9 protein-coding genes are annotated in these 12,329 nt (G+C 67.5%); all 9 read right to left on the bottom strand.

What is annotated here, in order from left to right:
• Positions 1-27: 27 nt before the first annotated feature.
• The 9 genes from rpsA to gyrA all read right to left on the bottom strand — a co-directional run bounded on the left by rpsA (position 28) and on the right by gyrA (position 12,194).
• Positions 28-1,722, bottom strand: coding sequence for a 30S ribosomal protein S1 (rpsA, locus tag AC3WXD_RS14770; protein WP_020200984.1), 1,695 nt, complete (start codon positions 1,720-1,722; stop codon positions 28-30).
• A 148-nt stretch (positions 1,723-1,870) separates the two neighbouring features.
• Positions 1,871-2,533, bottom strand: a complete 663-nt coding sequence (gene cmk, locus AC3WXD_RS14775; protein ID WP_020200983.1) for a (d)CMP kinase — start codon at positions 2,531-2,533, stop codon at positions 1,871-1,873.
• Between the two features lie 143 nt (positions 2,534-2,676).
• On the bottom strand, positions 2,677-3,981 hold the full coding sequence (gene aroA / locus AC3WXD_RS14780) for a 3-phosphoshikimate 1-carboxyvinyltransferase (protein ID WP_059410790.1): 1,305 nt from the start codon (positions 3,979-3,981) through the stop codon (positions 2,677-2,679).
• 61 nt (positions 3,982-4,042) lie between these two features.
• The gene (locus tag AC3WXD_RS14785; RefSeq protein WP_454731139.1) at positions 4,043-4,951 is read right to left on the bottom strand and encodes a prephenate dehydrogenase; all 909 of its coding nucleotides are present in this window, start codon (positions 4,949-4,951) and stop codon (positions 4,043-4,045) included.
• 122 nt (positions 4,952-5,073) lie between these two features.
• Positions 5,074-6,189: a histidinol-phosphate transaminase gene (hisC, locus tag AC3WXD_RS14790; RefSeq protein WP_492324040.1), complete on the bottom strand. Its 1,116-nt coding sequence runs from the start codon at positions 6,187-6,189 to the stop codon at positions 5,074-5,076.
• A 75-nt stretch (positions 6,190-6,264) separates the two neighbouring features.
• Positions 6,265-7,404, bottom strand: coding sequence for a prephenate dehydratase (gene pheA, locus AC3WXD_RS14795; protein WP_020200978.1), 1,140 nt, complete (start codon positions 7,402-7,404; stop codon positions 6,265-6,267).
• A 153-nt stretch (positions 7,405-7,557) separates the two neighbouring features.
• Positions 7,558-8,718, bottom strand: a complete 1,161-nt coding sequence (gene serC, locus AC3WXD_RS14800; RefSeq protein ID WP_492324041.1) for a 3-phosphoserine/phosphohydroxythreonine transaminase — start codon at positions 8,716-8,718, stop codon at positions 7,558-7,560.
• A 117-nt stretch (positions 8,719-8,835) separates the two neighbouring features.
• The gene (locus tag AC3WXD_RS14805) at positions 8,836-9,405 is read right to left on the bottom strand and encodes a DUF2059 domain-containing protein (protein ID WP_029043181.1); all 570 of its coding nucleotides are present in this window, start codon (positions 9,403-9,405) and stop codon (positions 8,836-8,838) included.
• Positions 9,406-9,485: 80 nt separating this feature from the next.
• Positions 9,486-12,194 (bottom strand): DNA gyrase subunit A, encoded by a 2,709-nt coding sequence (gyrA, locus tag AC3WXD_RS14810; protein ID WP_492324042.1) that lies wholly within the window; start codon positions 12,192-12,194, stop codon positions 9,486-9,488.
• Positions 12,195-12,329 lie beyond the last annotated feature (135 nt).

The following is a 12,329-nucleotide window of genomic DNA, read 5'->3' on the forward strand; positions in this document are numbered from 1 at the left end:
CATCCGCTGGCAGGAGTGAACCGATGCTTACTGGTTGTCCTGGCCGAGCTTGGCCTTCAGCAGCGCGCCCAGGTTGGTCGTGCCGGCGGTGCCGGTATCGGCCTGGAACTTCTGCATCGCTTCCTGCTGCTCTGCGCTGTCCTTGGCCTTGATCGACAGGTTGATGTTGCGCGACTTGCGGTCGACGTTCACCACCAGGGCGGTGATCTGCTCGCCTTCCTTCAGCACGTTGCGGGCATCTTCCACGCGGTCGGCCGAGATTTCGGACGCGCGCAGGTAGCCTTCCACGTCGTCAGCCAGCTGCACCACGGCGCCCTTGGCATCCACCGTCTTGATGGTGCCGTTGACCAGGGAACCCTTGTCGTTGGCCGAGATGAAGTTGTTGAACGGATCGCCCGACAGCTGCTTGATGCCCAGCGAGATGCGTTCCTTGTCGACGTCGATGCCCAGGACCACGGCTTCCACGTCGTCGCCCTTCTTGTACTTGCGCACGGCTTCTTCGCCGGTTTCCTGCCAGGACAGGTCCGACAGGTGCACCAGGCCGTCGATGCCGCCGGGCAGGCCGATGAACACGCCGAAGTCGGTGATCGACTTGATCTGGCCGGCCAGCTTGTCGCCCTTCTTGTGGTTGCGGCTGAAGTCGTCCCACGGATTGGCCTTGCACTGCTTCATGCCCAGGCTGATACGACGCTTGTCTTCGTCGATGTCGAGCACCATGACTTCGACTTCGTCGCCGAGCTGGACAACCTTGGACGGGGCCACGTTCTTGTTGGTCCAGTCCATTTCCGACACGTGCACCAGGCCTTCGATGCCGGCTTCGATCTCGACGAACGCGCCGTAGTCGGTCAGGTTGGTCACCTTGCCGAACAGGCGGGTGCTTTGCGGGTAGCGGCGCGAGATGCCGACCCACGGATCTTCGCCCAGCTGCTTCACGCCCAGCGAGACGCGGTTCTTTTCCTGGTCGAACTTGAGGATCTTGGCGGTGATTTCCTGGCCGACCGACAGCACTTCGCTGGGGTGGCGGACACGGCGCCATGCCAGGTCGGTGATGTGCAGCAGGCCGTCGATGCCGCCGAGGTCCACGAACGCGCCGTAGTCGGTGATGTTCTTGACGATACCGTTGACGATGGCGCCTTCCTTCAGGGTTTCCATCAGCTTCTGGCGCTCTTCGCCCAGGGTCGCTTCGACCACGGCGCGGCGCGACAGCACCACGTTGTTGCGCTTGCGATCCAGCTTGATGACCTTGAATTCCAGGGTCTTGCCTTCGTACGGCGTGGTGTCCTTGATCGGACGCACGTCGACCAGCGAGCCCGGCAGGAACGCGCGGATGCCGTTGACCATGACGGTCAGGCCGCCCTTGACCTTGCCCGTGACCGTGCCCGAGATGATCTCGCCGTCTTCCAGCGCCTTCTCGAGGTTCAGCCACGATGCCAGGCGCTTGGCCTTGTCGCGGGACAGGATGGTGTCGCCATAGCCGTTCTCGAGCGCGTCGATGGCCACGGAGACGTAGTCGCCGGCCTGCACTTCGAGTTCGCCCTGGTCGTTCAGGAACTCCTCCACCGGCACAAAGGCTTCGGACTTGAGGCCGGCGTTGACGACCACGAAGTTGTGGTCGATGCGCACGACTTCAGCGGAAATCACTTCGCCAGCCTTCATATTGGAGCGGGCGATCGATTCCTCGAACAGTGCGGCAAAGGATTCGTTAGTTTGCAGGTCGGACATAAACTTGTTTAGCAATCCGCAGTACTCGGGCCGGCGCGAGGATCGCGCTCAGTCTGCCTGGGCAGCGGGGTCAGGTTGAACAACACCGGCGGTTCCGCGCATGCGGGCGCCACCGGCACTTCGGCGCGGTGCGGTCCGGGCGCGCGGGTCAGCAACCCTGCGCGGCGTACCACTCCAGCACCTGCGCCACTGCCTGATCCACCGTCATCTCGGAGGTGTCGAGCAGCCGCGCATCCGTTGCGGGACGCAGCGGCGCGGCCGTGCGGGTGCGATCCCGCAGGTCGCGCGACTCGAGGTCACGCAAAAGGTCTTCGATATTAGCAGAAATTCCCTTATCAATCAATTGTTTATAGCGCCTGCGAGCGCGCGCCTCGACACTTGCGGTCAGGAACACCTTCAGGCGGGCGTCCGGGAAAATCACGGTGCCCATGTCGCGCCCGTCGGCAACCAGCCCGGGCAGCTTGCGGAAACCGCGCTGCAGCGCCGTCAGCGCGTCGCGCACCGGCTGGTGCACGGCGATGGCGGAGGCGCGGTTGCCGGTGGCCTCGGCGCGGATGGCCAGGCTGACCTCCTCGCCGCCGAGCCAGACCCGGTCCGGGCCGAACTTGACATCGAGGCGGGTGGCCAGTTTTGCAAGCCCCTCGACATCCTGCGCGTCGATGCCCGCCCGCTCGCTGGCGAGCGCCACCAGGCGGTACAGGGCCCCGCTGTCCAGCAAGTGGAAGCTGAGCGCATCGGCCACCTTGTGCGCTACGGTGCCCTTGCCGGAGGCGGTGGGCCCGTCGATTGTGATGACGTCGACGATAGTCATTGCTTATTGAAACAGGACAAAAATCAATCTTCCTAACAAGAGTGCCAAGAGTGCCGGCCGGCGCCGCGCGGCGCATCCTCTTACTGTGGCGCATTACGCCGCCGGCCGCTACTGGGGCAGGCGCGCACGGGCGCGCGCGGTGATCAGCGCGTCACAGAGGCGAATACCTCGAAATAATCGGGGAAGGTCTTGGCCACGCAGCCCGGCTCGTTGATGCGCACCGGCAGCGGGCCGAACGCGGCCAGCGAGAAGCACATCGCCATGCGGTGGTCGTCGTAGGTGTCGATGCCGGCGGCCGGCGTCTGCCATTGCGACGGCGGCGTCACCTTCAGGTAGTCCGCGCCCTCCTCCACTTCCACGCCGAGCTTGCGCAGCTCGGTGGCCATCGCGGCGATGCGGTCGGTTTCCTTGACCCGCCAGCTCGCGATGTTGGTCAGCGTGGTCGGGCCGTCGGCGAACAGCGCCGCCACCGCCAGCGTCATGGCGGCGTCCGGGATGTGGTTGCAGTCGAGCTCGATGCCGCGCAGGCGGCCGTCGTCGCGCTCGGTGCCGCGCACCTCGATCCAGTTGGCGCCGGCCATGACGTTGACGCCCATGCGGTTGAGCGCCTCGGCGAACTTCACGTCGCCCTGGATGCTCGACATGCCCACGCCTTCCACGCGCAGCGGGCCGCCGCCGATGGCGCCGGCCGCCAGGAAATACGAGGCCGACGAGGCATCGCCCTCGACGAAGATCTCGCCGGGCGAGCGGTAGGCCGCGCGCGCCGGCACGATGAAGCGCGACCAGCCTTCGCGCCGGACCTCGATGCCGAAGCGCGCCAGCAGGTTGAGCGTGATCTCGATGTAGGGCTTGGAAATCAGCTCGCCGATCACCTCGATCTCGATGGTGCCGGCGGCGGCGTCGGCCAGCGGCAGCGTCATCAGCAGCGCCGTCAGAAACTGGCTGGAGACGTCGCCGCGCACGCGGATCGGCGCGTCGATGCGGATCGGCGCCGGCGAGATCTGCAGCGGCGGATAGCCCTCGGTGCCGAGGTAGTCGATCTTCGCGCCGATCTGGCGCAGGCCGTCGACGAGGTCGCCGATCGGCCGCTCGTGCATGCGCGGCACGCCGGACAGCTTGTAGCTGCCGCCCTGCAGCGCCAGCGCCGCGGTGAGCGGGCGGATCGCGGTGCCGGCGTTGCCCATGAACAGGTCGGCCGACTTGTTGGGGAAGTTGCCACCGGCGCCGCGCACCACGCACGCGCCGTCTTCCTGCCGCCACTCCACGCCGAGCGTGCGCAGCGCCTGCAGCATCACGCGGGTGTCGTCGGAATCGAGCAGGTCGCGTACGCGCGTTTCGCCTTCGGCGAGCGCCGCCAGCAGCAGCACGCGGTTGGAGATGCTCTTGGAGCCGGGCAGGCGGACCGTGCCGGAGGCGCGGGTGAGGGGACCGAGCGTGAGGTGTTCCATGATCTGCGAGCGGGTTGTGCGGCGCCCCGCCGGTGGCGGGCCGCCGCGGTGTGGGTGGCGGTCAGGGTTCGGCGTTGACGGCGGGCGCGCGCTGCGCGCCCCATTGCAGGCGCGCCCGGCTGGCGCGCTGGAAGATGCGCTCCAGGCCCGCGCCGTCGCTTTTCTCGATCAGGGTCTTCAGGTGGGCGAGCATGGCCTGGTAGGTCGACAGCTCGCTCAGCATGGCCTCGCGGTTGCCGATGCAGATGTCGCGCCACATTTCGGGCGAGGACGCGGCGATGCGCGTGAAATCGCGGAAGCCGCCGCCGGCGAAATCGAGCTTGAGCGCGGCATCCTCGGCATTGGCCACCTGCGCCACCAGCGCGTAGGACAGCAGGTGCGGCAGGTGGCTGACCGCGGCGAACACGGCATCGTGCTGCACGGCCGACATCACGTCGCAGTGCGCGCCCGCGGTTTCCCACATGGCGCGCACGGCGGCCACGTCGAGGCGGCTGTTTTCCTGCAGCGGGCACAGCACGGCGCGCTTGCCGTCGTAGAGATCGGCCAGCGCGGCCTCGACGCCGTTCAGCTCGCGTCCCGCGATGGGATGCGCCGGCACGAACTGCGCGGCCTTGTCGCCCAGCGCCGTCTTGGCGGCCACGATCACGTCGGACTTGGTGCTGCCCGCGTCGGTGACGATGGTGGCGGGCTCGATATGCGGCTCGAGTGCATGGAGCAACGCAAAGGTCTGCGCCACCGGCGCGCACAGCACGATCACGCTGGCGCCCCTGGCGGCCTCTTCCAGCGTGGCGGCCTCGTCGATCACGCCGAGCTTGAGCGCGCGCTCGAGCGAAGCCTGCGAGCGGCCCACGCCGACCACCGTGCCGACCACGCCGGCACGCTTGAGCGCCAGCGCCAGCGAGCCGCCGATCAGGCCGACGCCGACGATGACGACACGGGAAAAATAGGGAGCGGACGCAGGATCGGTCACGGGAATACGCTGCCAGGCACGAAAGTTCGGGAATCCGGCATTGTATCCGCTCCGCCCGGCCGCGGCGGCGCCGATCGGGCGGGCACCGGCCGCGAAGCGGAGAAAAACGAGGGCGGGACCGGCTATCCGAGCGCTTTCTCGAGCGCCGTGATGAAGGCCGCGTTCTCTTCCGGCAGGCCGATGGTCACGCGCAGCCATTGCGGCAGGTTGTAGTTGCCGACCGGCCGCACGATCACGCCCTGCCGGAGCAGCGCCAGGTTGACGCGCGCGCCGGCGCCGTCGTCGCGGCCCACGCGCACCAGCACGAAATTGCCCGAGGACGGCACGTATTGCAGGCCGAGCCGGTCGAATGCGGCCACCAGCTGCGCCTTGCCGGCGCGGTTCAGCTCGGCGCTGCGCTTGAGGAAGGCGGTGTCGCCGAGCGCCGCGATGGCCGCCGCCTGGGCCAGGCTGTTGACGTTGAACGGCTGGCGGATGCGGTTGAGCAGGTCGGTCAGCGCCGGCTGCGCCACCGCGTAGCCGACGCGCAGCCCGGCCAGCCCGTAGGCCTTGGAGAAGGTGCGCGAGACCAGCAGGTTCGGGTATCGGCGCACCCACGCCACCGAGTCGTACTGCTGGGCGTCGTCCAGGTATTCGTTGTAGGCCTCGTCCAGCACCACCACCACATTGGCCGGCACCCTGGCCAGGAAGGCCTCGATGGCGGCCGCTGGCAGGAAGGTGCCGGTCGGGTTGTTGGGATTGGCGATGAAGACCAGGCGCGTGTCCGGCGCGATCGCGGCGGCCATCGCGTCCAGGTCGTGGCCGTAGTCGCGCGCCTTGACCTCGATCGCGCGCGCGCCGACTTCCTGCGTGGCGAGCGCGTACACCGCGAACGAGTGCTCGGCATAGACGATCGACTCGCCCGGCCTGACCAGCGCGTGCGCGGCGATCTCGAGGATGTCGTTGCTGCCGTTGCCCAGCGTGAGCCAGTCGGCCGGCACGCCGAAGCGGGCCGACAGCGCGGCCTTCAGTCCGAAGCCGTTGGCGTCGGGGTAGCGGCCCAACTCGGCCACCGCGGCGGCGATGGCGGTGCGGGCGGACTCGGGCATGCCGAGCGGGTTCTCGTTCGAGGCCAGCTTGACGATGGCGGCTTCGTCCAGGCCGAACTCGCGCGCCACCTCGGAAATCGGCTTGCCCGCCACGTAGGGTGAAATCGCCCGCACGTACTCGGGACCGAACTGCCTGCCCTGCTCTGCCATGTCGACTCCTTGCCGGTCGCTGCCCGGCCGCTATGCTGCCATCTGCCTGCCGTCTGCCTGCCTGCCGTCCCGGCCTTACTTGCTGGACGGGTACGAGCCCAGCACCTTGAAATAGGCCGCGTTGCGGCGCAGTTCCTCCAGCGCGCGCGCCACCGCGGCATCGTTCTGGTGGCCTTCCACGTCGACGTAGAAGTAGTACTCCCACGCGCCGCTGCGCGCCGGGCGCGACTCGAAGCGGCACATCGACACGCCGTTGTCGGCCAGCGGCGCGAGCAGCTGGTAGACCGCGCCGGCCTTGTTCGGCACCGACAGGATCATCGAGGTCTGGTCGCTGCCCGAGGGCTCGGTCTCGTAGCGCCCGATCACCGCGAAGCGGGTGCGGTTGTGCGGGTCGTCCTGGATATGCGTGCGCACCATGTGCAGGTGATAGCGGTTGGCCGCCGACTCGCCGGCGATGGCCGCGGAGGTCGGGTCCTCGCTGGCCATGCGCGCGGCCTCCGCGTTGCTCGACACCGCCTGGCGCTCGAGGTGCGGATAGTTGGCCGTGAGCCAGTGCTGGCACTGCGCCAGCGCCTGCGCGTGGGCGCGCACCACGGTCACGCCCTGCATGTCGGGCGACGACGCCATCAGGTTGTGGTGCACCTTGAGCGCGATCTCGCCGCTGATCTTGAGCGAGGTCTGCAGGAACAGGTCGAGCGTGCGCGACACCGCGCCCTCGGTGGAGTTTTCCACCGGCACCACGCCGTACTCGACGGTGCCGGCTTCCACCGCGCGGAACACCTCGTCGATGCTCGGGCACGGCACGCCGCTCACCTCATGGCCGAAATGCGCATACAGCGCCTGCTCGGAGAAGGTGCCGGCCGGCCCCAGGAAGGCCACTTCGAGCGGCTTCTCCAGCCCGCGGCAGGCCGACATCACCTCGCGCCAGATCGAGGCCACGCTGTCGTCGAGCAGCGGGCCCGGATTGGCGCCCTGCACCTTGCGGATCACCTGCAGCTCGCGCTCCGGGCGGAACACCGGCGCGCCGTACTTCTTCTTGACCTCGCCCACGTCGAGGGCGAGCTGCGCGCGGCGGTTGAGCATCGAGAGCAGTTCGCGGTCGAGCGCGTCGATCTGCTCGCGCAGCGGCGTCAGCTCGACGCCGAGCGCCTTCTCGGCCGCGGCGTTGTCCTGCGGCGCCGCCGCCCGCGCACTGTGCTTGTCTTGGTTTGTCATCGTATGGATCCGCTGCGCCGCCTCCTTGCAAGGCGGCTCTGAAAAAGACCGGTTTGCGCCCGTTCGGCACCATCCTGGCGCCCTCCCGGCTCACGCCTGGGCGCGGGCGCGCGGCACGGCGCGGGCTGCGCCGCGCCAGGCCGGGGACAACGCTCAGGCCGCGCTGCGCTCGAACTCGCGCATGTACTCGATCAGCGCCAGCACGCCGTCGAGCGGCATGGCGTTGTAGAGGCTGGCGCGCATGCCGCCGACCGACTTGTGGCCCTTGAGCTGCACCAGGCCGTTGGCGCGCGCGCCCGCCAGGAAGGCGTCGTTGCGCGACTCGTCGGCGAGGAAGAACGGCACGTTCATGCGCGAGCGGCAGGCCGGGTCGATCTCGTTGCGGTAGAACGCGCTCTGGTCGAGGAAGCGGTACAGGGCGTCCGCCTTGGCGATGTTGCGCTGCTCGATCGCGTCCACGCCGCCCTGGGCCTTGAGCCACTTGAAGACCAGCCCGGCGATGTAGATGGCGTAGGTCGGCGGCGTGTTGTACATCGAATTGTGCTCGGCCACCAGGCGCCAGTCGAACGCGGACGGGCACAGCGGATGCGCGTGGCCGAGCAGGTCCTCGCGCACGATCACGATGGTCACGCCGGCCGGGCCGATGTTCTTCTGCGCGCCGCCGTAGGCCACCTGGATGCGCGACCAGTCCACCGCGCGCGACAGGATGTGGCTGGAGACGTCGGCCACCACCACCGGGCCGCCGTCGCGGCTCTGACCGATGTCGGGCACGGTGTGGAACTCGACGCCGCCGATGGTCTCGTTGGTGCACAGGTGCACGTAGGCCGCGTCGTCGGACAGCTTCCACTCGGACACGTCGGGGATGCGCGTGAACTTCTGCGCGGCGCTGGTGGCGGCGATGTTGACCTCGCCATAGCGGCGCGCTTCCTGCTCGGACTTCACCGACCAGCTGCCGGTGACGACGAAATCGGCCTTGGGGCGCTCGGCATGCACGCGGCGCATCAGGTTCAGCGGCACGATCGCGTTCTCGCCGATGGCGCCGCCCTGCAGGAACAGGATGCGGAAGTTCTTCGGCACGCGCAGCAGCTCGCGCAGGCCGGCCAGCGCCTCGGCGTGGATGCTCTCGAACTCGCGGCTGCGGTGGCTCATCTCCATGACCGACACCCCCGTGCCGTGCCACGACAGCATCTCCTCGGCCGCCTGCAGCAGCACCTCGGTCGGCAGCGCCGCCGGACCGGGCGAGAAGTTATAGACACGCTCGGCCACGGCGCGCTGCATCATGGCGGCAAGTGCTGGATTCTGGGGTTCGTTCATGGAAGTAGAAATGAAAAATGGCTGCCGGTGTAAACCAAGCAGCCATTATCCCTCAAACCCGCACCGCGATGGGGAGACCGGGGCGGCGCCCCGCTCCCCGCGGCGCGGCTTGCCGGCTTACTTCGAAGCGGCGGCGATTTCCTTCTCGGCGGCGTCGCGCATCGACTTGCCGACCTGCGGGCCGTACTTCTGCATCATCGAGCCCCAGATCTCCTGGGTCGCCTTGCCCTGGTTGGCCATGAACTTCTGGCCGGTGGGCGACTTCAGGAAGGTGGTCAGGTCGCGGATTTCCTGCGCGCTGTAGTACTTGGCGAAGGCGTCGTAGTGCGCCTTGATGGCGTCGCTCTTGAAGCCATCGGTGGTGAAGGCCTGGCCCGCGCCGTCCACCATGCGCTGCACCGCGCCGTTCTTCTTGAGCTTGTCGACGGCGGCCTGCTTCTGCTTGTCGTTGAGCGTCTTGTTCTCGACGAGCACCTGTTCCAGGACCATCGGCGCTTCCTGCTTGGCGCCCTGCTGCCAGTTGTCGGCCTGGCCCTTCACGGCCTGGTCGGCCTGCATCACCGTCAGCAGTTCCTTGATGGCAGCGGTCTTGTCCGCGTCCTGAGCCTGGGCATGCGCCGCGCCAGCCAGCATCATGGCCGGCACGAAGGCAGCCAGAACAGCGATACGTCGATAGGTCTTGAGCATTGTGACTCCCTTGAATATGTCCGTTTTAGTCCCGCAGCCGGCAATCGAGTTCCGGCGCCGCGGTCCAATGTTGCAACAATTTACGAATCCGATCCCGTGTCCGGCGTGCCCGCTTCGGTGCCGCCCGGCGCACCGGCCTGCTCGCCCTGCGCGGCACCTTCGGCGCCGTCCGTCCCGGCCGCGTCGGATTCGTCACCCGCGACGCCATTGTCGGCATCGCTCTCGACGATCCGCTGCAGCCCCGACAGCTTGGTGCCTTCATCCACGTTGATCAGCGTCACACCCTGCGTGGCGCGGCCCATTTCGCGAATCTCCGCCACGCGAGTACGGATCAGCACGCCACCGGTCGTGATCAGCATGATCTCGTCGTCCGGCGATACCAGCGCCGCGGCCACCACGCGGCCGTTGCGCTCGCTCGTCTGGATCGCAATCATGCCCTTGGTGCCACGGCCGTGTCGAGTGTATTCGGAGATCGGCGTGCGTTTGCCGTAGCCGTTCTCGGTGGCGGTCAGCACGCTGCCGACCGAGCCGGCCTGCTCGCTGGTCTCGGCCGGCGCCACCAGCATGGCGATCACGCTCTGGCTGTCTTCCAGGTTCATGCCGCGCACGCCGCGCGCCTGGCGGCCCATCGGGCGCACGTCGTTCTCGTCGAAGCGCACGGCCTTGCCGGCGTCCGAGAACAGCATCACGTCGTGCTGGCCGTCGGTGACGGCGGCGCCCACGAGGTAGTCGCCCTCGTCGAGGTCCACCGCGATGATGCCGGCCTTGCGCGGGTTGGAGAACTCGGTCAGCGCGGTCTTCTTCACGGTGCCGCGCGCGGTGCTCATGAAGATGAAATGCTCTGCGTCAAACTGGCGCACCGGCAGGATGACGTTGATCTTCTCGCCGTCGGACAGCGGGAACATGTTGACGATCGGCCGGCCGCGCGAATTGCGCGAGCCCTGCGGCACCTCGTACACCTTGAGCCAGTACAGGCGGCCGCGGTTCGAGAAGCACAGGATGTAGTCGTGGGTGTTGGCCACGAACAGCGTGTCGATCCAGTCGTCTTCCTTGGTGGCGGTGGCCTGCTTGCCGCGCCCGCCGCGCTTCTGCGCGCGGTACTCGGAGATCGGCTGGCTCTTCATGTAGCCGCTGTGCGACAGCGTCACCACCATGTCCTGCGGCGTGATCAGGTCCTCGGTGTCGAGCTCGGTCGCGTTGAGCTCGATGTGCGAGCGACGCGCGTCGCCGAATTCGGCGCGGATCGCGGTCAGTTCGTCGACGATGATGGTGCTGATGCGCTCGGGCCGCGACAGGATGTCGAGCAGGTCGGCGATTTCCGCCATGATGTCGCGGTATTCCTGGACGATCTTGTCCTGTTCCAGGCCGGTCAGGCGCTGCAGGCGCATCTGCAGGATTTCCTGCGCCTGCGAGTCGGACAGGCGGTACAGGCCGTCGCCCTGCATGCCGAAGATGGCCGGCAGGCCGTCCGGGCGGTAGGACGCGCGGCCGCCCGGGGTCTCGCTCTCGGCGCGCGACAGCATCTCGCGCACCAGGCTCGAATCCCAGGCCTTGGCCATCAGGCCCTGCTTGGCGATCGGCGGGGTCGGCGCGGCCTTGATGATGGCGATGAATTCGTCGATGTTCGCCAGCGCCACCGCCAGGCCTTCGAGCACGTGGCCGCGCTCGCGCGCCTTGCGCAGCTCGAACACGGTGCGGCGGGTGACCACCTCGCGCCGGTGCGACAGGAAGCAGTCCAGCATCTGGCGCAGGTTCAGCAGGCGCGGCTGGCCGTCGACCAGCGCCACCATGTTCATGCCGAAGGTGTCCTGCAGCTGGGTGTGCTTGTAGAGGTTGTTGAGCACCACCTCCGGCACTTCGTTGCGCTTGAGTTCGACCACCACGCGCATGCCGGACTTGTCGGACTCGTCGCGGATGTCCGAGATGCCCTCGACCTTCTTGTCGGTGACGAGTTCGGCGATGCGCTCGAGCAGCGTGCGCTTGTTGACCTGGTACGGCAGCTCGTCGACGATGATCGCCTGGCGCTGGCCGCGGTCGATGTCCTCGAAGTGCGTCTTGGCGCGCATCACCACGCGGCCGCGGCCGGTGCGGTAGCCCTCGCGCACGCCCTGGATGCCGTAGATGATGCCGGCGGTCGGGAAGTCCGGCGCCGGGATCAGCTCGATCAGCTCGTCCACCGTGGCCTGCGGATTGCGCAGCAGGTGCAGGCAGCCGTCGACCACTTCGTTGAGGTTGTGCGGCGGGATATTGGTGGCCATGCCGACCGCGATACCCGACGAACCATTAATCAGCAGATTGGGGATGCGGGCCGGCAGAATCAGCGGCTCATTTTCGGAACCGTCATAATTCGGCCCGAAATCGACAGTTTCCTTGTCGATGTCCAGCAGCATCTCGTGGGCGATCTTGGACTGGCGGATTTCGGTATAACGCATGGCGGCCGCGTTATCACCGTCCACCGAGCCGAAATTCCCCTGGCCATCGACGAGCATGTAGCGCAGCGAAAAATTCTGCGCCATGCGGACGATCGTATCGTATACAGCAGTGTCGCCGTGGGGGTGGTACTTACCGATCACATCCCCCACGATACGCGCCGATTTCTTGTACGGCCGGTTCCAGTCGTTGTTCAGCTCATGCATCGCATAGAGCACACGCCGGTGCACCGGCTTCAGGCCATCCCGGACGTCGGGAAGCGCGCGCCCGACAATCACGCTCATCGCGTAATCGAGATAGGAGCGGCGCATTTCCTCTTCGAGGGAGACCGGAAGGGTTTCTTTGGCGAATTGATCCATTGCGGCGTGGGTTATGCGGCGAATTTAAACAGAAGGCGCCCCGGTGAATCGCCATTCGCCGCGAGAGCGTCTGACAGCAGGGCAACGTGGCATTCTAACATGCCCGGCACCCCGCCCCCGCGGCCGCGGGGGCCC

It is taken from the genome of Cupriavidus sp. FW216-B1 (assembly GCF_058789195.1).

Excerpts from the sequence above, each read along its gene's own strand:
- pheA (WP_020200978.1), bottom strand. The coding sequence starts at position 7,404 with ATGACAAACCAAGACAAGCACAGTGCGCGGGCGGCGGCGCCGCAGGAC.
- cmk (WP_020200983.1), bottom strand. The coding sequence starts at position 2,533 with ATGACTATCGTCGACGTCATCACAATCGACGGGCCCACCGCCTCCGGC.
- serC (WP_492324041.1), bottom strand. The coding sequence starts at position 8,718 with ATGAACGAACCCCAGAATCCAGCACTTGCCGCCATGATGCAGCGCGCC.
- gyrA (WP_492324042.1), bottom strand. The coding sequence starts at position 12,194 with ATGGATCAATTCGCCAAAGAAACCCTTCCGGTCTCCCTCGAAGAGGAA.
- AC3WXD_RS14805 (WP_029043181.1), bottom strand. The coding sequence starts at position 9,405 with ATGCTCAAGACCTATCGACGTATCGCTGTTCTGGCTGCCTTCGTGCCG.
- aroA (WP_059410790.1), bottom strand. The coding sequence starts at position 3,981 with ATGGAACACCTCACGCTCGGTCCCCTCACCCGCGCCTCCGGCACGGTC.
- rpsA (WP_020200984.1), bottom strand. The coding sequence starts at position 1,722 with ATGTCCGACCTGCAAACTAACGAATCCTTTGCCGCACTGTTCGAGGAA.
- hisC (WP_492324040.1), bottom strand. The coding sequence starts at position 6,189 with ATGGCAGAGCAGGGCAGGCAGTTCGGTCCCGAGTACGTGCGGGCGATT.